This window comes from Mesorhizobium sp. P2_E9 (genome assembly GCF_056403815.1).
The window spans coordinates 120,762-144,172 of record NZ_JBFUET010000009.1; the positions used below are offsets into that span (position 1 = coordinate 120,762).

Here is a 23,411-nt window from a genome sequence, read left to right on the forward strand (position 1 = left end):
AGCTCTAGAGTTTGACGGCTGCGCCGCTGCGCACGCTCTCGTCGGCGGCAAGGCAGACGGCGAGCGATTTCACCGCGTCGTCCATGTGTTTGGTGAGGTCCAGATCCTCGCGGATCGCCTTCAGCACAAAGGCCTGTTCGAGGTCGCAGAGGTCCTGGTGGCCGGGTTCGCCTGCCATCGACAGCATCTCGTCCTGCTTAGCGAACTTGCCGTCAGCGCCGGTCGCTGCACTGTGCAGGCGGATGGTCGAGGTCTTGGTGTGGGTGTCGATGTCATCGGACTTCACACCTTCCTTCATGACGATCGACACGCAGCCCTTGGGCGAGATGACGTCCTTCACGAAGAACGCCGTTTCGGAAATCATCGGGCCCCAGCCGGCCTCGTACCAGCCGACCGAGCCGTCATCGAACAGCACCTGCAGATGGCCGTAATTGTACATGGTCGGCGCTACCTCCTCGGTCAGCCGCACGCCCATGCCGCGCACCTCGACCGGTTTCGCGTCGGTGATCTGCAGCATGACGTCGAGATAGTGCACGCCGCAGTCGACGATCGGCGACGTCGTCTGCATCAGCTGCTTGTGCGTCTCCCAAGTGTGACCCGAAGACTGCTGGTTGAGATTCATGCGGAAAACGTAGGGGCCGCCGAGCTTGCGCGCCTCGGCGATCAGCCTGATCCAGGACGGGTGATGGCGCAGGATGTAGCCGATCACCAGTTTTTTGCCATTGGCCCTGGCCGCCGCGACGACGCGCTTGGCGTCGGCGACCGTCGTTGCCAGCGGCTTTTCGACGAAGACATGGCAGCCGGCCTCGAATGCCTTGACCGCATAGTCGGCATGGCTGTCGGAATAGGTGGCGATGCAGGCGACATCGGGCTTCTCGTCGCGCAGTGCGTCGTCGAAGGAGCGCCTGATGCCATAGCCCGACAACCCGTCCGGCAGCGGCACGTCGGAGCGGTTGATGAGTGCGGCGATCTCGAAGCCCGGATTGGTGTGATAGGCCAGCGCATGGCTGCGGCCCATATTGCCGAGCCCGGCGACGACAACGCGAAGGGGTGGTTTTGAGTTCACCTGGCTACTCCAGATATTCCAGTTGTTCCTTCTGAGAGGGTGTCACCCCACCCGGCGCTTCGCGCCGACCTCCCCATCGAGGGGAGGTAGGACGTTGGCGCGAACACCCTCACGGCCAAAGAAGCTTCGAAAGGTGCCTCTTGGCGGTCGTGAATGAAGCCGCGACCTTCTACCTCCCCTTGATGGGGAGGTCGGCGCGCAGCGCCGGGTGGGGTGAAGGCTCCAGCGTAGATTTGTCGGGCTCCGCTCACTTGACGGCTCCCGACGTGATGCCGCGGATCAGCTGCCGCGAGAAGATGACGTAGAGGATCAGCACCGGCATGATTGCCAGCGACAGCGCCGCCAGAATGGCATTCCAGTTGGTGACGAACTGGCCGAGGAATAACTGTGCGCCGAGCGTCACCGTCTTGGTCTCTTCCGACGGCGCCAGGATCAGCGGGAACCACAGATCGTTCCAGATCGGGATCATGGTGAAGACGGCGACCGTCGCCATCGATGGCCGTACCAGCGGCAGCACCAGGCGGAAGAAGATGGTGTATTCCGACAGGCCGTCGATGCGGCCGGCATTCTTCAGATCGTCGGACACCTGCTTCATGAATTCCGACAGGATGAAGACGGCGAGCGGCAGGCCTTGCGCGGTGTAGACAAGGATCAGCGAGGTCAGCGTGTTGACCAGCCCACTCGCCACCATCAATTGCAGGATGGCGACGGTGCCAAGCCGGATCGGGATCATGATGCCGAGCGCCAAATAGAGGCCCATCAGTGAATTGCCGCGGAAGCGGTATTCCGACAGGGCAAACGCTGCCATGGCGCCGAACAGCAGCACGAAGAACAGCGAGGCGACGGTAACGACGAGGCTGTTCTGGAAATAGTGGATGAAGTCGCCCTGGCCGATGACCGTGGTGTAGCCGATCAGGTCGAAGGTTTTCGGCGTCGGCGGCGTCAGCGGCGCGCCGAAAATGCCGGCGCGGGATTTGAACGAATTCATGATCACCAGGATCACCGGAAACAGCGCGATCGCGGTGTAGGTCAGCAGGATCGCGTGGGCGCCGATGGTGCGGGGCAGCGAATGGGTGGCGGTGCTCATCTCTTGCCCCTCAGAACTGGTAGCGACGCAGGCGCGTCTGGACGAGGAAGAGGTAGACGCAGACGCCGCCGAGGATGATCAGGAACATCATCGTGGCGATCGCCGCACCCATGTTGGGATCGCCGACCTGGAGCTGGAAGCCGAAGAAGGCGCGGTAGAGGAAGGTGCCGAGAATGTCGGTCGAGTAGTTCGGCCCGGCGAGCGCGCCTTGCGCGGTGTAGATCAGGTCGAAGGCGTTGAAGTTGCCGACGAAGGTGAGGATCGAGATGATGCCGATCGACGGCAGGATCAGCGGCAGCTTGATCTTCCAGAACTGCGACAGGCCGGTGATGCCGTCGCACTCGGCCGCCTCGATCACCTCTTCGGGGATCGACAGCAGGGCGGCGTAGATCAGCATCATCGGGATGCCGACGAACTGCCACACCGAGATCAGGCTGAGCGCGGTCAGCGCGTATTGTTCCTTGCCGAGCCATGGCGTGAACAGGCTTTTCAGGCCGACTAGGTCCATCATATGCGGCGCCACGCCCCAGAGCGGCGACAGGATCAGCTTCCAGGCGAAGCCGACGATGACGAAGGACAGGATCGTCGGCACAAAGATCGCCGTGCGGTAGAAGGCGGCAAATCTGAGCCTCGGGCTGGACAGCAATGCCGCCAGCATGACGCCGATCGGGTTCTGCACCAGCATGTGGATCATGAAGAACCAGGTGTTGTTCCTCAGCGCGTTCCAGAACCCGACGGACCAGTTGGGGTCGCCGAACAGGGTGCGGAAGTTTTCAAACCCGACGAAGATCTGGTGCTGCTCGATGTTGCGGAACAGCGACAGCTGCAGCGTGCCGGCCAGCGGCAGGATCATGATCGCCGTGTAGACGAGCAGTGCCGGCGCCAGGAAGACGCCGATGTGCCAGCGGGTTGGTCTTTTCGGTCGTGTTTCTGCGGCCATGAGTTCGGTCCCCGCCGTCTCTCGGTTCCAAAGGTGTCAATGCTAGATGATGCCTCGATGCACGGCCCAGACATCCTTGCCCGGTGCGGCAAAGACGAAGGCCTGCGACAAGTCAGCTAGCCTTTCCCCAGTAAGGTCAGGGTAAGGCCGCGAGGCGGTGCCGACAATCGCTATCTGAATGGGCTTGTTCTGAAAGCCAGGGTATCCGGAACCGGCCAGGCATACGCCCAGCCGGCTCCGTTGCCTGAGCTCTTACTTCGCCGGCTTGTACCAGCTGTCGAGACCGGTCTGCAGCTTCTTGGCCGCGGCTTCCGGGGTGTCGGTGCCGTTGATGACGTTGGCCGATTCAACCCAGGTCTCGTTTTCGAGGTTCGGCGTGCCGCGCGACAGGATCTGGTAGGTCGAGCGGATCGTCGACTTGCACTTGCCGCGCCAGGAGACGAATTCCTGAGCCAGCTGGTCTGCCATCTTCACCGGCGAGGAGTTCAGGCTGAAGAAGCCCGGCAGCGCGTTGGCGTAGATGGTGGCGAAGTCAGGCGAAGCCACCCAGGACAGGAAGGTCTTGGCGGCGTCGGCGTTCTTCGAAGCTGCATTCAGGCCCATGCCGATATCGGTATGGTCGGAGATGTAGCAGGTGTCACCGGCCTTCTCGACCGGCGGCGGGAAGGCGCCCATCTTGAACTGGGCCTGGGTGTTGAACAGGCCGATTTCCCACGAGCCGGCCGGGTAGATGGCGGCGCGGCCGAGCGTGAACAGGTTCTGGCTGTCCGGATAGGTCTGCGCCTCGAAGCCGTCGCCGAGATACGGCTTCCACTTGGCCAGTTCCTCATACGGCGCGACCCAGTCCTTGTCGGTCAGCTTCTGATCGCCCTTGATCAGCGCTGCACGACCGTCCTCACCCTTCCAGTAGTTGGGGCCGATGTTCTGGTAGCCCATGGTCGCGGCTTCCCAGAGATCCTTGGTGCCCATCGCCATCGGGATGTAGGTGCCGTCGGCCTTGATCTTGTCGAGCGCGGCGAAGAACTCGTCGCGGGTCGTCGGCACCTTGATGCCGAGCTTGTCGAAGGCGTCCTTGTTGTAGATGAAGCCGTGGATGACGGAGGCCATCGGCACGCAGAAGCTCGCCTTGCCGTCGTCGGTCTGCCAGGCGGACTTGGCCACCGGCGAGAAGTTCTCCATGCCGGGCAGCGCCGAGAGATCGGCAAGGTTGCCCTTCTTGTAGAGTTCAAGCGACTTGTCGAACGGGCGGCAGGTGATCAGGTCGCCCGCCGAGCCGGCGGCGAGCTTGGCGCCCAGCGCCGCGTCATATTCGGTCGGAGCCGATGGTGCGAACACCACCTTGATGCCGGGGTTCTTGGCTTCGAAGGCCGGGATCAGCTTGTCCTTCCAGATGGCAAGGTCGTCACCGCGCCAGCTTTCGATGTTGAGCGTTACGTCCGCGGCAGAAGCCATCCCGGCCGAGCCGAGAATGCTGGTGCCCAAAAGCAGTGCCGTCAGTAGTTTCGTTGTCATGCTCAGTCTCCCTGTTGACCTTTTTCAGGTTCGGTTTTGAGAACAGAGGCAGTGCGCCCCTTGCTCCCCTCGATCGCGGAAAGGGCCGGCCGCAGCTTCTGGCCGGCCTCTTCCAGTATCTTCTCGGCCACATCGGCGCTGTCGGCGCCGGCGGCGAGCAGAATGGCGGTCTTGACCGCGCCGCCGCTCTTTTCGAGCAGACGGGCCGCATCGTCCGTGCCGCGCCCGCTGATGGCGGCGACGATGCGCGCGGCGCGGTCGCGCAGCTTGATGTTGTCGGCCATGAGGTTGACCATGTAGCCGTCATGGACATGGCCGAGATGGACGGCGGTCAAGGTCGACAGCATGTTGAGCGCGATCTTCTGGGCGGTGCCGGCGCCCATACGCGTCGAACCGGCGATCACTTCCGGCGGCGTTTCGAGCAGGATGGCGGTTTCGGCCTTGCGAAGCAGAGCCGAGTCCCGGTTGTTGGCGATGCCGATGGTGGCCGCACCGCGACGAGCGGCTTCCTCGATGGCGCGTACCGCATAGGGCGTCGTGCCACTGGCGGAAAGGGCGATCAGGCAATCGCCCGTGCCGATGCCGGCATTGGCCACCGCCGCCGCGGCTTCCTCGGTATCATCCTCGGGTCCACCGGCCAGCGTGTGGAAAGCCTCGTCGCCGCCGGCAATCAGAATGGCGATGCGGTCGCGCTGAATGCCGAAGGTGCCGGGCAGTTCCAGGGCGTCGGCCAGCGCCATCAGGCCGGAACTGCCGGCCGCGGCATAGGCAAGCTTGCCGCCGCGGTTCAGCCTGTCCGCAATGATTTCAGCTGCTCTGGCGATGGCGGGGATGGCATTGCGGACGGTCGTGGCGGCTTCGATCTGCGCATCGACCAGCGAAACAAGGATGGCTTCCGGAGCCTGGATATCCAGCCCCTCGGCATTCCTGTGAAGCGCTTCGGTGCGCGTTTCAGCCATCCGTGTTCCTCCAATACCAGAACAATACCAAAAAAATACCACTTGTCCACATGCATTAACGAATTCGCGGGCAGGAAATCGCTGAGCCGACGAAATGCTGAGGATTTTCAATAAAATACGGCTTAATCTTTTTGAAACGGAAATTAATCCTTGGCTATTGGTATTTTATTGGTATTATCCGCCCGGAGGAGAAATCGCGTGAAATTCGTGCTCGGTATCGATGGCGGTGGCACCAGCTGCAGGGCCGCCCTGGCAACGGTTGAAGGTACGGTCATTGGCCGTGCCAAGAGCGGCGCCGCCAACATCCGCACCGATCTGACAGGGGCGCGCTCGAACATTGTCGACGCCGCGCGGCAGGCTTTCATTGCCGCCGGACAGGATCCCGAACTGATCCCGCAAACCCCGGCGATTCTCGGCCTCGCCGGCGCCAATGTCGGCACCTACCGGCAACAACTCGAAGCAATCCTGCCGTTCAGCACCAGCCGCGTCGAGACCGACGCCGAGATCGCGCTCGAAGGCGCCGTCGGCTCCGGTGACGGCGCGATGGCGATCCTTGGTACCGGCACCGCCTATATGGCGCGCAGGAACGGCACGTCGCGCGCCATCGGCGGCTGGGGGTTTCAGGTCGGCGACCAGGGCAGCGGCGCCCGCATCGGCCGCGATCTCCTGGAACAGACGCTGCTTGCCCATGACGGCGTGCGCGCGCGCTCGCCGCTGACCGACGCCATGATGGCCACCTTCCGCAACAATCCCGAGGACGTGGTCGAATTCACCACCAATGCCAAGCCCGGCGATTTCGGCGGCTTCGCGCCCAAAGTGTTCGAGCATGCCGAAAAGGGCGATACCGTCGCCAACTGGATCGTCGACAAGGCGGTCAGCGATGTCGAGGCTTCGCTCGGCGCGCTCGGCCTTCCGGATGATGCGCCGCTTTGCCTGCTCGGCGGACTGGCGCCGCTTTATGCGCCGCGCCTGTCGGCACGCTACCAGGCACTGCTGAAGCCGCCGCTCGACGACGCACTGGGCGGGGCGGTGCAGATGGCGGCGCGTCTGTTCGCCAAACCAGCGGAGGCGGCTCGATGAGCGACGCCGCCGACCAGATCTTCGCCACGCTGAAGCAATCCTCGCAAAGCGGCGCGCCGCTCTATCTGCAATTGCGCAAGAGCATCGAAGACGCCGTCAATCGTGGCCTAATCGGTCCGGGTGATGCGCTGCCGTCCGAGCGCGACATCGCCACCAAGGCCGACATTTCGCGCGTCACCGTGCGCAAGGCCGTGCAGGACCTGGTCAAGGGCGGCATACTGGTGCAGCGCCATGGCTCCGGTACCTTCGTTGCGCCGCGCATGGAACGCGTCGAGCAGTCGCTGTCGCGGCTGACCTCATTTACCGAAGACATGGCGCGGCGCGGCATGGCGGTGCGCTCGGCCTGGCTTGACCGCGGCCTCTACGCACCCTCGCCCGACGAGATGATGGTGCTTGGCCTGTCGTCAAGCGAACTGGTGGCGCGCGTAGCGCGCCTGCGCATCGCCAACGACACGCCGCTGGCGATCGAACGCGCCTCGCTGTCGGCCAGCGTGCTGCCTGATCCGGCGGGCATCGGCTCTTCCCTCTATGCGGCGCTGGAATTGACCGGCAACCGGCCGGTGCGGGCAGTGCAGCGCATCTCGGCCGCCAATCTCGGCGACAGCGATGCGCGGCTGCTCGAAGTGCCGCCGGGCATTGCCGGCCTGCACATCGAACGCATTTCCTATCTGGCGAGCGGCAAGGTGATCGAATTCACCCGCTCCATCTACCGGGGCGACGCCTATGATTTCGTCGCCGAATTGCGGCTGACAGGGCCGAGCGAAGAGGGCCGACCATGATCCCCAACACCACCCATATGCAGCGCGAGATCGAGGAGATCCCGCAAGCCGTCGCCCGCCTGCTCGACGGCTCCGGCGCCGTGCTCGCCGAGGCCGGTCGTGGCATCAGGGAACGCGACCCGCAGTTTGTCGTCACCGTGGCGCGCGGTTCGTCCGACCATGCGGCGACCTTCATGAAATACGCCTTCGAACTGACCGCGGGCCTTGCCGTCGCTTCGGTCGGTCCCTCCATCGCTTCGATCTATGGCCGCAAGCTCCGCCTCGGCGGCTCGGCCTGCCTGGCCATCTCGCAGTCGGGCAAGAGCCCCGACATCGTCGCCATGGCCGAGACCGCGCGGGCCGGCGGCGCGCTGACCATCGCCGTCACCAACACCGCCGATTCGCCGCTGGCGCGCGCCTCGGACTATGCGATCGACATATTGGCGGGGCCTGAGCGCAGCGTCGCGGCGACCAAGACCTTCGTCAATTCCGCCGTCGCCGGCCTCGCCTTGATGGCGCATTCCACCGGCGACGAAGCGCTGCTTGCCGCACTTGCCCGACTGCCCGAGCATTTCGGCAAGGCGATCGCCTGCGACTGGATGAGCGTGCTCTCCGAAACCATCGAGAAGCAGAAGTCGCTGTTCATCCTTGGCCGCGGGCCGTCGGCGGCGATGGCCAACGAGGCGGCGCTGAAGTTCAAGGAAACCTGCGGCATGCATGCCGAGGCCTACAGCGCGGCCGAAGTCATGCACGGCCCGCTGGCGCTGATCGGCCCCGACTTTCCGGTGCTGGCGCTGGCCGCGCGCGATGCGTCCGAACCGTCCGTCGCCGAAGCGGCCGACGGCCTGGCGGCCAAGGGGGCACCAGTGTTTGTCACCTCAGCGCTGGCCAACCGCGCCACGCGCCTGCCGCATGTCGCCACTGGCCATCCTCTGACCGATCCGCTGACGTTGATCGTCTCCTTCTACGTGTTCGTCGAGGCCTTCGCGCGCCACCGCGGCCTCGACCCGGACACGCCGCGCAATCTTCGCAAGGTGACGGAGACGGTATGAGCGATCGCTTTGCCCTGACCGGCGCCCGCATTTTCGACGGCGACGACTGGCACGAAGACGCGGCACTTGTGGTGCGCGACGGTCTGGTCGAGGCTATTTTGCCCACCGGCGCCATCCCCGCGGATATCCGTGCTGTCGACACTGGCGGCCGCATGCTGGTGCCGGGCTTCGTCGACATCCAGGTCAATGGCGGCGGCGGCGTCATGCTCAACGACCATCCCGATGTCGCCTCGATCGAGACCATCTGCAAGGCGCATGCGCCCTTCGGCACGACGGCGCTGCTGGCGACGCTGATCACCGATACGCCCGCCATCACCGCTGTTGCGGTCGCCGCCGGCGAGGCAGCCGCGCTGCAAAAGGTGCCAGGTTTCCTCGGCCTGCATCTCGAAGGCCCGCATCTGTCGATCGCGCGCAAAGGCGCGCATGATCCGGCATTGATCCGGCCGATGACGGATGCCGACCAGGCAATGCTGATCGCGGCGCGGCGGAAGCTGCCTGTGTTGCTCACCACGATCGCGCCGGAATCCGTCGAACCGGCGCGCGTTGCGGCCTTGGCCAAGGCCGGCGTCATCGTCAGCCTTGGGCATTCCGACACTGGCTATGCCACCGCCAGCATCTTCGCCGAAGCGGGCGCCAGCGTGGTCACCCATCTGTTCAACGCCATGAGCCAGATCGGCAACCGCGAACCGGGCCTGGCCGGCACGGCCATCGACATCGGCACCTTGTCCGCCGGGCTGATCGCCGACGGCATCCATGTCCATCCCGCCACCATCAGGATCGCGCTTGAAGCCAAGCAGGGACCAGGCAAGATCGTGCTGGTCTCAGACGCCATGGCGACGATCGGCACCGACATGACCTCGTTCACGCTCAACGGCCGCACCATCTACCGCCGGGACGGGAGTCTCAGGCTTGCCGACGGGACGCTGGCAGGCGCCGATCTCGACATGATCTCGGCCGTGCGCTTCATGCACGGCGTTGTTGGCGTCGATTTGTCAGAGGCCTTGCGCATGGCCTCGCTCTATCCGGCACAGGCGATCGGCCAGTCGCACCGGCTTGGCCGCCTGGCCAATGGCACGGCGGCGGATATCGTTGCGCTGTCGGACGATCTTGGCATAGGAAGCGTCTGGATCGGCGGCGACAAGGTGTTCGAGGCCGGCGCTTCACGCTGAAGGCTAGGCCATGCAGACTATCGATTGTGTCGTCGCCGGAGCAGGCGTCGTCGGCCTTGCCATTGCCAGGGCGCTTGCCGTGTCGGGCCGCGAGGTGGTGGTGGTCGAGCAGGCTGAGGCGATCGGCACGGTCACCAGTTCACGCAATTCCGAAGTCATCCATGCCGGGCTCTACTATGCACCGGGAAGCCTGAAGGCCCGGCTCTGCGTCGAGGGACGCCAGCGTCTCTACGCCTATTGCGCCGAGCATAATGTTGCCCACAAGCGCGCCGGCAAGCTGATCGTCGCCAGCGAGGCCGGCCAGATCGACGGATTGCGGGCGATCGAGGCCAATGCGCGCCGCTGTGGCGTCGACGATCTCCAGCTTTTGACGCGCGGCGAGGCCGAAAGCCTGGAGCCAGCGCTGACATGTGCCGCCGCGCTCCTGTCGCCATCGACCGGGATTGTCGACAGCCCTGCACTGATGCTGTCGCTGCGCGGCGACGCCGAAGCCGCCGGCGCATCTTTCGCTTTCCTCACCTCGGTCGCCGGGGCGACGATCGAAGCCGACGGGATCCGGATCGACACGCGCGACGCCAATGGCGAGACCTTCGCCCTGGAGGCCGGCGCTTTCATCAATGCCGCGGGCCTCGATGCGCAGGCGGTAGCCGGCCGCATCGACGGTTTCCCAAGGGATCTCATCCCCCGGCAGTGGCTGGCGCGCGGGAACTATTTCGCGCTTCCGGGCCGGTCGCCCTTTTCGCGGCTGATCTATCCGGTCCCGGTCGAAGGCGGCCTTGGCGTCCATCTGACGCTTGACCTCGGTGGCAATGCGCGCTTCGGACCTGATGTCGAATGGGTCGACCATGTCGATTACACCGTCGATCCCCGCCGAAGTGCCGTCTTCTACGACGCAATCCGGCGCTATTGGCCCGATCTTGCCGACGGCGTCCTGCAGGCGGCCTATGCCGGCATCAGGCCGAAGCTGTCCGGTCCCGGCCAGCCTGCGGCCGATTTCATGATCCAGGGTCCGGCCGATCATGGCGTCGGGCGGATCGTCAATCTGTTCGGCATCGAGAGCCCCGGCCTGACGGCAAGCCTGGCGATCGCCGACCATGTCGTCGACCTGCTATATACGCAATTATAAGCGCCGCTGGGAATTTCTCCTCTCAGGCGAACGTCATGAAACCTTTTGATTTCGAGGTCGTTGTCGGAGCGCATGTCCGACGCGAAAACCAGATCGACACCGGCCGATGGAATCAAGCCGCGCAGCGCCCCCAAGCCGCGACGGCAAAAGCCGCGTGACGAGAGGCCGCGCGGCCAAGTTCCGCGCGAAAAGAAGCCACGAAAGAACAAGGCTTCGACCGTCGAAGCGGCGGCTCCCGGGATCGTCGACGAGACACCGCCGCCGGAGGCCGTCGAACCCGGTCCACAGCTGACGCCAGAGCAAGCCGAACAGGCGCGCAAGAAATACCTGCTGAAGCGGTTCTGGATCAGCGGACGCGGCTACTGGGGACGGCACGGCGACAAGCTCGGCTGGCCCTTGACGATCGGGCTGCTGATCCTGATCGTCGTCAATGTCGGCTTCCAGTACGGGATCAATGTCTGGAACCGCTCGATCTTCGACGCCATCGAGAAGCGCGACGCCCATAGCGTCTATTTCCTGAGCGCGGTGTTCGTGCCGCTCGTGCTTGGCAGCATCAGCCTTGTCGTCGCTCAGGTCTATCTGCGCATGACCATGCAGCGCCGCTGGCGCTCCTGGCTGACCACCTCGGTGATAGCGCGCTGGCTTACCAACGGCCGCTACTACCAGCTGAACCTGGTGCAGGGCGACCACCAGAACCCCGAGGCCCGCCTCTCGGAAGATCTGCGGGTCGCCACCGAGGCGCCTGTCGATTTCGTCGCCGGCGTGATTGTCGCCACCCTTTCGGCCTCGACCTTTATCGTGGTGTTGTGGACGATCGGTGGAGCCTTGAGCTTCACATTGGGCGGGTCGACCTTCACCGTGCCCGGCTTCCTCGTCATCACAGCGGTGATTTATGCCGCGATCACCTCCACCTCGATGTTCTTTATCGGCCGCGATTTCGTGCGGCTGTCCGAAGAGAAGAACCAGACGGAAGCAGAATTCCGCTACGTGCTGACGCGCGTGCGCGAAAACGGCGAGAGCATCGCCTTGCTCGGCGGCGAAGAGGAGGAACGCAGCGGCATCGACAGGACCTTTGCCGGCGTGCTGAAGCGATGGGCGCAACTGACCGGCCAGCACATGCGCACGGCGGTGGTGTCGCAGGGCTCGAGCCTGTTCGCGCCGGTCGTGCCGGTGCTGCTGTGTGCGCCAAAGTTTCTCGAAGGCTCGATGTCGCTCGGCCAGGTCATGCAGGCTGCTTCCGCCTTCGCCATCGTGCAGGGCGCGTTCGGCTGGCTGGTCGACAATTATCCGCGCCTTGCCGACTGGAACGCCTCGGCACGCCGCATCGCCTCGCTGATGATGTCGCTCGACGGGCTGGAGCGCGCCGAGCAGAGCAACGAGCTGGGACGCATCCTTCACGGCGAGACCAAGGGCGATACGATGCTCTCCCTCGACAATCTCTCGGTGACACTCGACGACGGCACGTCCGTGGTCAAGGAAACGGAAGTCGGGGTTGAAGCGGGCGAGCGGGTGCTGGTGTCAGGCGAATCCGGCTCGGGCAAGTCGACACTGGTGCGGGCGATCGCAGGCCTTTGGCCATGGGGAAGCGGCAGTGTCAATTTCCATCCCGACAAACGATTGTTCATGCTGCCGCAGCGGCCCTATATCCCGTCCGGCACGCTGCGCCGGGTGGTCGCCTACCCCGCGGCCGCCGGCCACTGGAAGCTCGAGCAGATCAAGGCGGCCCTCGGTAAGGTCGGCCTCGGCCACCTCGCCGGCCGGATCAAGGAGGAAGCGCCCTGGGACCAGACCCTGTCGGGCGGCGAAAAGCAGCGGGTCGCCTTCGCGCGCCTTTTGCTGCATCGCCCAGACATCGTCGTGCTGGACGAGGCGACCTCGGCGCTGGACGAGAAGAGCCAGGACCAGATGATGGAAACGGTGATCCGCGAACTGCCCGAGGTCACCATCGTCAGCGTGGCGCACCGCGCCGAACTGGAAGCCTTCCACACCCGCAAGATCACGCTCGAACGGCACAAGGGTGGCGCAAGACTGGTCAGGGATATCGACCTCGTGCCGCGCAAGCGCAAACGCGGCCTGATCCAGCGCGCCCTGTGGGGCTCCGGCAATGGGAAGGCCAAGTAAGCTGGAGTAAGGGGGTCTATCTCTTTGTCTGGACGCGATGCCTGACGGACGTGCGGCTGATAGATCTTATCGGCTCGTTCCAACAGTGAATCAGCTTGGGCGGTCGAACCGCTAATTGAACTCGAGCCTGTTGATCTTGGCGATCAAATCGCTGTCTAAATTCAGCATGGCCTCAGCGACAGCGACATGACCTTTGGCAATGGCCTGAGCAGCCATTGCCGACAAGAGCATCGATTGATCCCAAGCCTCGTTTCGATGGAGACTGACGATCTCGCCAAGACTCGCCACAGCACGGTGATAGTCCTCGGCGCACTCGGTCGGGATCTCAGGTCCGTGGCCCGTTCTCCTGGCAACTTCAATAGCTGCGGGTAGCTGGAAGAATGAAGAGTCGATAGGCGTTCGCGTCTCAGTCGCGATTTTCACAATGTGCGGAACAGCCGCGTATGAGGCGGTATAAACGTCACCTTGGTGGCAAAGGCTCGACCAGAGGCTGTACCACGGCTCCTCCTGATAGCCGTTCTTAGGACTTGTGGCTAAGCGGAGTTCCCGGAGTAACCCCGGAACGTTTGCCGCGCGGCCATACGCATGCTGCAGTTCGCCCCATCGGTGGTCTTCAAATGCGAGCATCGGAACTATCCTACCGACAGAGCCTCATGATCCAACACTACCAGCCACGGCCGGGTTTGCAGAGTTTACAACCTAGGACGCGTAGAGATCCTTATAGATATCGCGGAGAAGATTCTTCTGGACCTTGCCCATCGTGTTGCGCGGCAATTCGTCGACGAAGATCACCTGCTTCGGGTGCTTGTATTTGGCCACGCGCCCGGCGATGGCGCCGAGGATTTCGGCGCCGGTGATCCGCGATGCCGGTGTCCGCACGACGACGGCAGTGACGCCTTCGCCGAAATCCGGATGGGCGACGCCGATGACGGCGCTCTCGCTCACCCCGTCAAGCGCGTCGATCTCGCTTTCGAGCTCCTTCGGATAGATGTTGTAGCCGCCCGAAATGATCAGGTCCTTGCCGCGGCCGACGATGTGGACATAGCCTTCGGTGTCGACCATGCCGAGATCGCCTGTGATGAAGAAACCGTCGGCGCGGAATTCCGCCTTGGTCTTTTCCGGCATGCGCCAGTAGCCGCCAAACACGTTCGGACCCTTGACCTCGATCATGCCGACCTCACCCTGGGCAAGCGGTTTGCCGCTGTCAGGATCGGCGATGCGCAGCGACACGCCAGGCAAGGGGAAGCCGACCGTGCCGGCGCGCCGTTCGCCTTCATAGGGGTTCGACGTGTTCATGTTGGTCTCGGTCATGCCGTAACGTTCGAGAATGGCGTGGCCGGTGCGCTCGCGCCAGGCCTTGTGCGTTTCGGCCAGCAGCGGCGCCGAGCCGGACACGAACAGGCGGATATTCTTAGCCGTCTCACGGTCCAGACCGTCCTGCTGCAAAAGCCTAGTATAAAAGGTCGGCACGCCCATCAGCGCCGTGGCACGCGGCAGCAGCGCGATGATGCGGGCCGGATCGAATTTCTGTTCGAACAGCATCGAGGCGCCGGCCATCAGGATGACATTGGTGGCGACGAACAGGCCGTGCGTATGGAAGATCGGCAGCGCGTGGATCAGCACGTCGCCCGATGTGAAGCGCCATTGCTCGACCAGCACCCGCGCGTTCGAGGCGAGGTTCTCGTGGCTGAGCATGGCGCCTTTCGAACGGCCGGTGGTTCCCGACGTGTAGAGGATTGCGGCGAGATCATCCGCCCCCCGCTCGACATCGTGAAAATCGGACGCCTGTCGCGATGCCTGGTCCGCCAGCGATCCCCGGCCATGGCGATCGAGTGTGACCACGACGGCACCTGACGGTTCGACCATGCGGCCGATATCGGCCGACTTTGCCGGATCGCAGACGATGACGCGCGGTGCGGCATCCTCGAAGAAATAGCCGAGTTCGGTCAGCGTGTAGGCGGTGTTGAGCGGCAGGAAGACGGCACCGGCGCGGACGCAGGCGAGATAGAGCAGCAGCGCCTCCGGGCTCTTCTCGACCTGCACGGCGACCCGGTCACCGGGCTCGACGTCCAGTTGCAGCAGCGCATGCGCGAGCTGTGCCGACCGCGCCAGCATGTCGCCATAGCTGAGCGAGCGCCCATCATCGGTTTCCATCAACAGACGCCCGGGCGCCGGCATCCGGGACCGGAACGCATCGAACAGATGATTGCTCATGAAATTTTCCCGCAGTGACGGCAAAGGCGATGCCGGCAATGCTCCAGGTGGCATGGATCGGCGGCGAAGAGTTCGCGTTTCCCAGCCGTGCCGTCAAGACTGGAGATGGCGGTCCAACGCGTCACGTCGGCCGAAAGGGTCGCGAACAACGACGGCAAGGCTCGCCAAAGGAAATAATCGTTACCGCCGGGCGCGTTCGGCCGCGACGGCGGCTTTTGCGATTTCGCCTTGCTTGAAGCGTTCCATGCACATGGCAGCGGTCAGCTGGTAGTGATCGATCAAGGCCTGGACGGCGCCGTCGGCATTGCCGTCCAGCGCGCATTCGGCGATCAGCCGGTGTTCACCGAAAACGTCGCGCTGAATGCTTTCGCCGTCATTGGCCATTTGCCGGTAGCGATAGGCGTGATCGGAAAGCTGGTCGCAGAAACCCACCAGCCAGTGCGACCGGCAGGCCGAGATCAGCACCCGATGGAAGGTGCGGTGCAATTTTTCCCAATCCGGATCGAGCGAGGTGGCATTTTGCGAAAGACGTGAGGCGCGGCCCAGGCGATGCAGCGCCAGCACCAGCTGTTCTTCCCATTCGGCGGTGCGGTGGGCAATGGATTCGCGAAGCGCCCGCTCCTCGAGCCAGCAGCGGGTGCGCGTCAGCTCCTCAAGCTCCGCCGCACTAACCGGCATGATGAAAAAGCCACGCTGGTCGTGACGACCAAGAAGTCCTTCGGAGGCAAGGCGATTAAGGGCTTCACGAACCGGGGAAGCACCGGCGCCATACTTGGAAACAACCCACTCGACCCGCAGCTTGCTTTCGGTTTCAAGAGCGCCGCCGAGAAGATCATCCCGCAATTGGTGATAGACCGTGCTGGCAAGTGTGCTCTTGGATCCTGTGCCGTCGTCGTTCAGGTTGGCAGCTCCATATGTCAAAGTTGACTCCTTGTCCCCATTTTTCTCCGGGCAATTCGAGTCCGAAAAGAATCCTTTCGTACATGTACCATACAGTGTTTGCATCGACGGACTCAAGCAGAAGATGGCTCTATTGTACTTAAGGACAAAGGAATATACCCCGATCTGCATCTGACGTGGAAATTTGGGCGTCTCTACAACCAGTAGAAACTTAACGTGTTTGGTATGCACGCAGGATCATCTGTTTCTTGTGTGCCCGTGCGTGCATCTTTTCTGTCGCGCGCAAAGACAGCGGATGGTCGCCCGAATCAGGCTTCTCAGCGAATCTGATTCGGGCAGGGCGCACCCTTGAAAGAGCCGCGTCCGCACAACGGCTCCTGGCCGACCTGTTGGATTGAAACGGGATGATCGCGGTGAGTTTAGCCGGCGGCCTTGTCGGCCGCTGTCCTGATCGCTTCAATGTTGGCGCGGTAAGCTTCGACGCTGCCGCCCTTGAAGATGGCGGCACCTGCCACCAGCACATCGGCGCCGGCCGATGTGACCAAGGGGGCTGTTTCGGGTGAAACGCCGCCGTCAATCTCGATGCGGATCGGCCGGTCGCCGATCAGCGCCTTGACCCTTCTCACCTTGTCGACGATCCCCGGGATGAAGGCCTGGCCGCCGAAACCTGGATTGACGGTCATGATCAGGATCAGGTCGAGTCGGTCGAGCACATATTCGATCATCGTTTCCGGCGTCGCCGGATTGAGCGACACACCGGCCTTCTTGCCGAGATTCCTGATGGTCTGCAGCGAGCGGTCGAGATGCGGCCCGGCCTCCGCATGCACCGTCATGCCGTCACAGCCTGCCTCGGCGAAGGCGGCGAGATAGGGATCGGCCGGCGCAATCATCAGATGGCAGTCGAAGAAAGCCTTGGTGCGGTTGCGGATCGCCTTGATGACGGGCGGACCGAAGGTGATGTTGGGGACGAAATGGCCATCCATGACATCGAGATGGATCCAGTCGGCGCCAGCGGCCGCGACGGCTTCGACCTCGTCGCCGAGCTTCGAAAAGTCCGAAGCCAGCACCGAAGGTGCGATCAAGGTCTTTTTGCTCATCTCGCGGCCTTTCCGGGCGCGCTTTTCATACCGCTCACCCTGGACCGACTGCCTAATGCGCGGCGGGTGACTTGTCGAGGGCGCAGGCATGGCGGCTCCACAGGCTTGGGTGGCGTTGCTGCGTTACCGCCAATTCCCACTTGCTCCGGGGCATGAAAGAAAAACCCGCCGAAATTGCTCCGGCGGGTTTCTGGTCTGGCGTCGAGCAGATCGTTATTGCTGCTGGAGCTTCAGGATCCTAGCCGGATCCTGCTGCTGTTCGACCTGTGGCTGACGCCGTGGCAGGACCTGTTGCAGCAGCAGGCCCGGATTGAGCTCCAGGGACGGCTGCCCACGCATCGGCCGGCAGTTGGGATAGCGCCCAACCGTGCCTTCCGGGCAGCGCCGCCTGAAGATCGGCTGACACTGGCCATTGACCATCTGCGAGCCCGGTGCGCATTCCGTCTGTTGCCTGGGTTTGCGGCATGCGCCGTTGATCACCTCGGTCCCACGCGGACAGACACAGTCGCCGCTTTGGTTGTGGACCTGGCCGCGTATGTCGCACTGCTCCTGTTGCGGCTGCTTGCGCCGGCAGGCATTGCCTTGCACCTCGGTACCCCGCGGGCAGACGCAATTGCCATCGGCGTCGTGGACCTGGCCACGGATGGTGCACTGGTCGGGCTTCGGCCTAACCGGACGGCAGGCCCCGTTGCGCACCTCGGTTCCTTGCGGGCAGACGCAATCGCCATCGCCATTGCGGATCTGGCCGGGGATGCGGCACTGCTCAGGCTTCGGCCGGACCGGACGGCAGGCGCCGTTGCGCACCTCTGTCCCTTGCGGGCAGACGCAGTCGCCATCGGCATTGTGGATCTGACCACGGATGGTGCACTGCTCAGGCTTCGGCCGGATCGGACGGCAGGCGCCGTTGCGCACCTCGGTCCCTTGCGGGCAGACGCAGTCGCCATCGCCATTGTGGATCTGGCCACGGATGGTGCACTGCTCGGGCCTGTCGGTCCTGACGCACTTCCCGTTCTCCAGCGCCGTGCCGCGCGGGCAGATGCAGCGCCCGTCCTCGGTGCGGATCTGGCCTTCGAGCAGCACGCAGCGCTTCGGCGGCGGAGGTGTCGGCAGGATGTTGGTGCCGCCGCCGGTGCACTGGCCGTTGCGGAAGGTGGTGCCTTCCGGGCAGACGCAGCGGCCGGCATCGTTCATGACGAAGCCTGGCGAGCACTCCTTCTTCACCTCGTGGGTGATGATGAAGGGGTGGCACGCATAGGCCTTGCCGCGATCGCCCTGCACATTGGTCTGGTCACCGCCCAGCACGTCGCCGCCGCCCTGCACCCTTGTGTCGGGAGACAGGACGCCGACGCAGTTCTGGCCATTGACGTTGCCCTGCAGATTGGCCAGGCGGCCGTCGTCGGGGATGACCACGGTAACGTGATGCGACTGGCTTTCGCCGGCGCCGAGCGTCAGGTTGGCAATGCAGGAGGCCGGCAGTGTCGTCGGCTCCGGCGAGCAGCCGAAGGGCGGGTCGATCGAGGTGATCGCAACGCCGTCCAGCCGGCCGAGACCTTCCACGCCGATCGCATCACCGATGCGGACCGGGCCGGAGAAGGGGCCCGTCCCATCATTTGTGATGGTGATGTCGAACGAGCAGGGCTGGCCGAGCCGGCATTCGCGGTCGCCGGTCTTTTCGACACGGATGGTCGAAGAGCCGCCGCCCTTGGCGCAGGCCTGGCCGATCGGATAGACGACGTCGTCGCCGGGCGCCGGCCCATAAGAGCCGCGCGCACAGTTCTCGAACTCGCCATTGGCCGAGACCGTCACGTCGAAGTGGCGGCTGGTTCCGGGCGTCATGACGGCGCCGGGAATCTGGCACGACAGCGCATTGGCCGGGACCGGTCCGCACACCCATTCCGCGCCGTCAGGGGTGACGGTCTGGATCTGGACGGGCGCGCCGCCCGATACCAGCGTGGCGGCATCGTTGACCCGCACCGGACCGGTGGGGGCAGCGGTGCCAAGGCTGATGACGGTGATACGGCAAGAGATGACCGCGGCACCGGCCAGCGAACCGTTGCACACCTTGGTGATGCGCAAGGTCGGCTTGCCGCCATTGGGATGACGGATGCGTTCCTTGGCGCAGGCCTTGTTGTTGGTGAGGTCGACCTCACCGGGAATGGCCTTCACCGCGGCGCAGTTCTCGACCGTATCCGACTGATAGCCGGCCGGCATGACCGCCTTGACGAAGATCGGCGTCGAGGCGCCCGCAGGCAGCGAGATACCGGCATTGTCGCAGCGGAACTGGCCGGGGCCGTTCGGACCGCACGTCCAGGGCGGGCTTGGGCCGAAGGTCGAGGAGGCCGGGGCGCCGCCGGGGTAGTTGTCGACCACCGTCAGCGGCCCGATATAGGTCGATGTACCGTTGTTGATGATGTCGATCACGAAGTAGCAGACGCCGTCCGGCGTGCAAACCGGAATGCGGGCGCGCTTCTTCAGGATCAGGTCGACCTTCTTCTCGACTGGCGGCTGGCAGTCGCGGTCACGATCGCCACGGCGGCAGATCGGGATCGAGGCGCAGCCCCTGTCGTTTTGCTGGCTGCCGAACAGCGGCTTGCCGCTGGCCGGATAATTGTAGGTAGCGCAGTTGCGCAGCACCTTGCCTTGCCAGCCCCCGGCCGGCTTGAAGCCGAGCTTGAGGTCGACAAAGGCGCCCGGATTGAGCGTGGTCACCGGATAGGTGCACGTCATCGGGGTGGTGCCGGCTACGCAGACCCAGGGCGGATTGGGCCCTGAACTCAGCGTCGAGCCGGCCGGCAGCGTCACCTCGTCGAGCACGATCTTGCCGTTGTAGGGCGTGGTGCCGACATTGGTGACCCTGATGGTGAAGTCGCAGCCGCCGGCCATGCTGCAGCGCGGGACATCGGCGCGTTTCTCGACCTTGAGGTCGGGCTCCTTGTCCTTGGGCGGGCAGCGCTGGTCACGCGGGATGACGATGTCGATGGTCTGCGTGCAGCACAGGCTCCAACCCTCCTTCGGGCCGGCATAGGTCTCGATGCCGGTGACGATGAGGTGGATGACGTCGCCAGGCGATGCGCCGACGATCTTCCAGTTGAGCACGCCGCCACCCGGAGGCACCAGCTGGGTATCGGGGATGATGGTGATGCCGGGTGTCGTCGTCGACACCTGCACCCATTTGCCACCCATCTCCGGGCCGACCGGCATGTGGTAGATGAAGGCGCCGCCGCCGGGCACGCAATCAACCGTGCCGCGTTCCACCTTGAAGCATTCCTTGCCGGGAGGTGGCGGTGGCTGCTTGTCGCATTTGGTGATGTCGATCTTGATCGACGTTTTTTCGCCGGTCGCGATGTTGCCGTCGTCGGGCTTGCCCGGATCCTGCGACGGGATGATGGCGCCCGTGCCGGTCCCGTTCGTCACCTTGATCAGGCCCTGGTTGTCGACCATCGTCGGCGCGGGAAACGCCGCCTGGTCGATCTTGGCCGTGATCTGGAAGGTGATGACGCGCTCGTTGGGAGCGCCGACGCCGTCGAGATCGTCGGCGGAAAGCCGGAAATCGGAAACGACAGCCGTATCGCTCGGATTTGTCGACGTGCTGATCGAAGCGCCGGGCAAAGACCCGCCGGACGAATCCGTGCCGTCGCCGGCCACATGCACGCTGACGATCTGCAGGCCGTGAGGAAGCACGTCCTTGAAGTCGAGCTGGGCTTTCTTCAGCAAGGCCGCCAGGCTCGGGTTGGCAAAGTTCTGCGGATCACCGCGCACGCCGAAGCTCAGGAAATATTCGACATAGTCACAGCTTCGTTGTCCGCCTTTCTTGGTGAAGAAGGGCACGAGCCGGCCCGGCTCCGGATTGACGACGCGTGGGTTGTCGAAATCGAGCTTGGGCTGGGTAACAGCGGTGTAGACATCAAAGGCGAAGCTTTGCACCGGGGTTAGGGTGGCGACCGCGATACCGGCCGCCATCAGCCAGCGCGCGCCGCGCCTGGCATATGACAGGGGTTTCATGATCGTCTCCATGACGGTTGACTGCTTGTCGGTTGAGTTGTTTTCCGCGAGTGGGGAGAGTGCGAGATTTTTCATCTTCCCCTCCTCAACGTTCGCAGCTGACGGCTGGGGTGCGGAGCGGCAAGGTCATCTTGCAGCAAGGGTAGTAGCCACCCTTGTCCTTGTCGGACTTCCTGTAGAAGCAAAGTCCAACATCCACTCTGTCGCCCGGATCGTGGCCGGTGATGTTGATCGTGTACGGCTTGCCCGGCGCATGCGACATGGGTGAGGTCACCCCGACGCCTGGCGTCCTGGACTGGGCCTTGATCGAATCGCCGCCGAAGCCGGCATGGTCATGGAGATAGAGATCGGCCTCGAGGCCCGAAGGCGTGCAGTAATACTGGACGTCGTCGACATCGAGACAGGGAGGCAGATTGCCGGGCGGTGGGAAGTCCGGCGGATAGAAGGGTGGCAGATAGCCGCCCGGGATTTCTTCATAATAGCCGGCACGGCCCTCGCAGGGATGCCAGACGGCGACATCGCCGACATGACCTTCCACCTCGGGGTCCTCGAAATAGCCGTCGAAATCGACGAACCACGAGCCAAAAGGCGGCACGTTGGCTGGCTTGACTAGGTCCTTCGGCGTGATCTGCACGCCATGCACGGCAAGCGGCCCGCCGGCGGCGAGTTGCTCGGCAAGCGTTGGATTGTCACGCAATTTGTCACCGGTGTTGACCAGCGTCTGGGTACAGACCGACGTGTCGAGATTGCCGTCGGCGTCATAGCCATATTGCAGGTCGAGACCGCCGGCCGACTGCCGGTTGCCTTGCGGGAAGCCGACCGCATATTCCTGCGGCACCTCCACCCAGACCGATTCCGTTGCCGGATCATCCGGGTTTTCTCTGAAGTAGCGGATGACCTCGCCCTTGCCGGAATCGGCGAAGCGGCTGTAATCATAGCGGTTTTCGACCGGGCCGCGCTGGGCGAGGTACATGAAGCCGCTGTTGTCGAAGGCGATGTCGGTGACGGCGTAGTCCTTGTCGGCCTTGACCGTCAGTTCCCAGCGCGGGTCGCCGGCAAAGGTGCCGTCGCGGGCAATGCCCACCGACCAGATCTCAGACTTTTCGCCGACCGAGTAATAGAGCCGGCCGCCATGGTAGGAGACAGCCCAGACGCGGCGGTCGTCCTGGGTATAGCCCCAGGTCTCAGGGTCTTCCGTGTCGAAAGCGGCACCTTGTATGTCCATCACCGCGCCGTCGTCGGCAACGGGAGCCAGGCCATGCGCCGGGCGCCCGGCGACACCATGATCGAAGGTGTCGATCAGTCCGCCGTTGGCGTCGATGCGATGGATCAGGCCGGTGTCGAGGTCGGAGGCGAAGAACTGGCGGTGGTTGGGATCGAAAGTGATATTGCCGATGCCGGGACCGCTGTTGGTGTCGATGTCGGCGAATTTGGCGACCTGTCCAGTGATGCCGTCGATCTTCCAGATGGTGCCCGGCCCGCCACCGTTTTCGGTGCCGAACTGGCCTTCCATGAAGGTGGCGCCTGATGTGCCGCGGCGCTGCCGCTCCGGCCTGCCGTCACTGTCGGCGTCCGGCGTGACGATTTCTATGCCGTGCAGCGAGGTGGCTGCGGCGTAAAGGTTGGGAATGCCTGATGGAACGCCGTCGCGCACGCCGTCATCATAGGTAAGGCCGAACACTTCGCCGATCTGGCCTGATGTCACCTCGAAAGGCGGCGGCGTGAAGACGAGCTGGCCCGAGGCCGGCCCACCCAGGTGCGAAACGTCGAACACGCGCAAGGTGGCGCGTGTGGTGTCGATGAAGGTTTCGTCGACCGGATCGACGCCGGGCGGCAGGCCCTCATCCAAATTGGGAATGACGGTCCCGGGAAAGCCGGTGACCGCCATCGAGCCGGGATAGATGATCTGGGTTTCCTGCGCCTGGGCGGGGCCGCCGAGCCAAAAGCCGGCGGCAAGTGCCAGGGCAAGCAATCCGCCACCGGCATAAGCGGTGCGGCGCAAATGGCCATGGCGAGACGATGCGAACGAGCCGCGGATGCGAGACATGACACTACCCCCGTAGTCCAGGGGAGAAACGTCCGGGGCCGCCGCGCAAATCAGGGCAGGGCGCGGCGGTCCGGCTCGTTCTTCCCTGATCGAATTGTCTGCTTTCCTCACAGTCACGATACGCTTGGTCTTCCGCAGGGTCAACGGAATCAAGAGAAAGCCCAGCGCATCGACCCCGTCCCGAAGGCGGTGGTCGCGCCGAGCTCCTGTTGTTCCCGGAGACCTGGGAGTCTCTGGGTTGCTGGTCATGGGGGCTTCCTTTCCGGGCCGCACCATGCGGC

At 63.9% G+C, this 23,411-nt stretch carries 17 protein-coding genes; 6 read left to right on the forward strand and 11 right to left on the reverse strand.

Annotated features, from left to right (window positions below; genetic code table 11):
- Nucleotides 1-4: 4 nt before the first annotated feature.
- The 5 genes from AC1D05_RS17045 to AC1D05_RS17065 all read right to left on the reverse strand — a co-directional run bounded on the left by AC1D05_RS17045 (nucleotide 5) and on the right by AC1D05_RS17065 (nucleotide 5,564).
- A complete protein-coding gene (locus AC1D05_RS17045; RefSeq protein ID WP_477442274.1) occupies nucleotides 5-1,066 on the reverse strand; it encodes a Gfo/Idh/MocA family protein in 1,062 nt (353 codons plus the stop codon).
- A 247-nt stretch (nucleotides 1,067-1,313) separates the two neighbouring features.
- A complete protein-coding gene (locus AC1D05_RS17050; RefSeq protein WP_477442276.1) occupies nucleotides 1,314-2,153 on the reverse strand; it encodes a carbohydrate ABC transporter permease in 840 nt (279 codons plus the stop codon).
- Between the two features lie 10 nt (nucleotides 2,154-2,163).
- Nucleotides 2,164-3,093, reverse strand: coding sequence for a carbohydrate ABC transporter permease (locus tag AC1D05_RS17055; RefSeq protein ID WP_477442278.1), 930 nt, complete (start codon nucleotides 3,091-3,093; stop codon nucleotides 2,164-2,166).
- A gap of 252 nt (nucleotides 3,094-3,345) precedes the next feature.
- Nucleotides 3,346-4,605, reverse strand: a complete 1,260-nt coding sequence (locus AC1D05_RS17060; protein ID WP_477442279.1) for an ABC transporter substrate-binding protein — start codon at nucleotides 4,603-4,605, stop codon at nucleotides 3,346-3,348.
- A gap of 2 nt (nucleotides 4,606-4,607) precedes the next feature.
- Nucleotides 4,608-5,564, reverse strand: a complete 957-nt coding sequence (locus AC1D05_RS17065; protein WP_477442281.1) for an N-acetylmuramic acid 6-phosphate etherase — start codon at nucleotides 5,562-5,564, stop codon at nucleotides 4,608-4,610.
- A 198-nt stretch (nucleotides 5,565-5,762) separates the two neighbouring features.
- Here AC1D05_RS17065 and AC1D05_RS17070 point away from each other — a divergent pair, with 198 nt between their 5' ends.
- The 6 genes from AC1D05_RS17070 to AC1D05_RS17095 all read left to right on the forward strand — a co-directional run bounded on the left by AC1D05_RS17070 (nucleotide 5,763) and on the right by AC1D05_RS17095 (nucleotide 12,870).
- A complete protein-coding gene (locus AC1D05_RS17070) occupies nucleotides 5,763-6,644 on the forward strand; it encodes a glucosamine kinase nucleotide-binding domain-containing protein (protein ID WP_477442283.1) in 882 nt (293 codons plus the stop codon).
- A complete protein-coding gene (locus tag AC1D05_RS17075; RefSeq protein WP_096452258.1) occupies nucleotides 6,641-7,423 on the forward strand; it encodes a GntR family transcriptional regulator in 783 nt (260 codons plus the stop codon). Before AC1D05_RS17070 ends, AC1D05_RS17075 begins: the two co-directional genes overlap by 4 nt.
- Nucleotides 7,420-8,454, forward strand: coding sequence for an SIS domain-containing protein (locus AC1D05_RS17080; RefSeq protein ID WP_477442285.1), 1,035 nt, complete (start codon nucleotides 7,420-7,422; stop codon nucleotides 8,452-8,454). The genes AC1D05_RS17075 and AC1D05_RS17080 overlap by 4 nt, the downstream gene beginning before the upstream one ends.
- Complete coding sequence (gene nagA, locus AC1D05_RS17085) at nucleotides 8,451-9,623, forward strand: N-acetylglucosamine-6-phosphate deacetylase (RefSeq protein WP_477442287.1); 1,173 nt, start codon at nucleotides 8,451-8,453, stop codon at nucleotides 9,621-9,623. The genes AC1D05_RS17080 and nagA overlap by 4 nt, the downstream gene beginning before the upstream one ends.
- A 10-nt stretch (nucleotides 9,624-9,633) precedes the next feature.
- Nucleotides 9,634-10,749: an NAD(P)/FAD-dependent oxidoreductase gene (locus tag AC1D05_RS17090; protein WP_477442289.1), complete on the forward strand. Its 1,116-nt coding sequence runs from the start codon at nucleotides 9,634-9,636 to the stop codon at nucleotides 10,747-10,749.
- Nucleotides 10,750-10,821: 72 nt separating this feature from the next.
- Nucleotides 10,822-12,870, forward strand: coding sequence for an ABC transporter ATP-binding protein/permease (locus AC1D05_RS17095; RefSeq protein WP_477442291.1), 2,049 nt, complete (start codon nucleotides 10,822-10,824; stop codon nucleotides 12,868-12,870).
- Between the two features lie 111 nt (nucleotides 12,871-12,981).
- Here the strand turns inward: AC1D05_RS17095 and AC1D05_RS17100 are convergent, their stop codons facing one another.
- The 6 genes from AC1D05_RS17100 to AC1D05_RS17125 form a co-directional block, all read right to left on the reverse strand.
- Complete coding sequence (locus tag AC1D05_RS17100) at nucleotides 12,982-13,497, reverse strand: hypothetical protein (protein WP_477442293.1); 516 nt, start codon at nucleotides 13,495-13,497, stop codon at nucleotides 12,982-12,984.
- Between the two features lie 72 nt (nucleotides 13,498-13,569).
- Complete coding sequence (locus AC1D05_RS17105; RefSeq protein WP_477442295.1) at nucleotides 13,570-15,084, reverse strand: malonate--CoA ligase; 1,515 nt, start codon at nucleotides 15,082-15,084, stop codon at nucleotides 13,570-13,572.
- A 180-nt stretch (nucleotides 15,085-15,264) separates the two neighbouring features.
- Nucleotides 15,265-16,005, reverse strand: a complete 741-nt coding sequence (locus AC1D05_RS17110; RefSeq protein ID WP_477442914.1) for a GntR family transcriptional regulator — start codon at nucleotides 16,003-16,005, stop codon at nucleotides 15,265-15,267.
- A 398-nt stretch (nucleotides 16,006-16,403) separates the two neighbouring features.
- Nucleotides 16,404-17,081, reverse strand: coding sequence for a ribulose-phosphate 3-epimerase (rpe, locus tag AC1D05_RS17115; RefSeq protein WP_027040962.1), 678 nt, complete (start codon nucleotides 17,079-17,081; stop codon nucleotides 16,404-16,406).
- A gap of 213 nt (nucleotides 17,082-17,294) precedes the next feature.
- Complete coding sequence (locus tag AC1D05_RS17120) at nucleotides 17,295-21,158, reverse strand: DUF7929 domain-containing protein (protein ID WP_477442297.1); 3,864 nt, start codon at nucleotides 21,156-21,158, stop codon at nucleotides 17,295-17,297.
- 10 nt (nucleotides 21,159-21,168) lie between these two features.
- Nucleotides 21,169-23,406, reverse strand: a complete 2,238-nt coding sequence (locus AC1D05_RS17125) for an NHL repeat-containing protein (protein ID WP_477442299.1) — start codon at nucleotides 23,404-23,406, stop codon at nucleotides 21,169-21,171.
- Nucleotides 23,407-23,411 lie beyond the last annotated feature (5 nt).

Bases quoted from the DNA above. Each gene is read 5' to 3' on its own strand.
- AC1D05_RS17050 (WP_477442276.1), bottom strand. From the start codon at position 2,153: ATGAGCACCGCCACCCATTCGCTGCCCCGCACCATCGGCGCCCACGCG.
- AC1D05_RS17055 (WP_477442278.1), bottom strand. From the start codon at position 3,093: ATGGCCGCAGAAACACGACCGAAAAGACCAACCCGCTGGCACATCGGC.
- AC1D05_RS17060 (WP_477442279.1), bottom strand. From the start codon at position 4,605: ATGACAACGAAACTACTGACGGCACTGCTTTTGGGCACCAGCATTCTC.
- AC1D05_RS17065 (WP_477442281.1), bottom strand. From the start codon at position 5,564: ATGGCTGAAACGCGCACCGAAGCGCTTCACAGGAATGCCGAGGGGCTG.
- AC1D05_RS17075 (WP_096452258.1), top strand. From the start codon at position 6,641: ATGAGCGACGCCGCCGACCAGATCTTCGCCACGCTGAAGCAATCCTCG.
- AC1D05_RS17080 (WP_477442285.1), top strand. From the start codon at position 7,420: ATGATCCCCAACACCACCCATATGCAGCGCGAGATCGAGGAGATCCCG.
- nagA (WP_477442287.1), top strand. From the start codon at position 8,451: ATGAGCGATCGCTTTGCCCTGACCGGCGCCCGCATTTTCGACGGCGAC.
- AC1D05_RS17090 (WP_477442289.1), top strand. From the start codon at position 9,634: ATGCAGACTATCGATTGTGTCGTCGCCGGAGCAGGCGTCGTCGGCCTT.
- AC1D05_RS17095 (WP_477442291.1), top strand. From the start codon at position 10,822: ATGTCCGACGCGAAAACCAGATCGACACCGGCCGATGGAATCAAGCCG.
- AC1D05_RS17100 (WP_477442293.1), bottom strand. From the start codon at position 13,497: ATGCTCGCATTTGAAGACCACCGATGGGGCGAACTGCAGCATGCGTAT.
- AC1D05_RS17105 (WP_477442295.1), bottom strand. From the start codon at position 15,084: ATGAGCAATCATCTGTTCGATGCGTTCCGGTCCCGGATGCCGGCGCCC.
- rpe (WP_027040962.1), bottom strand. From the start codon at position 17,081: ATGAGCAAAAAGACCTTGATCGCACCTTCGGTGCTGGCTTCGGACTTT.
- AC1D05_RS17120 (WP_477442297.1), bottom strand. From the start codon at position 21,158: ATGAAAAATCTCGCACTCTCCCCACTCGCGGAAAACAACTCAACCGAC.
- AC1D05_RS17125 (WP_477442299.1), bottom strand. From the start codon at position 23,406: ATGGTGCGGCCCGGAAAGGAAGCCCCCATGACCAGCAACCCAGAGACT.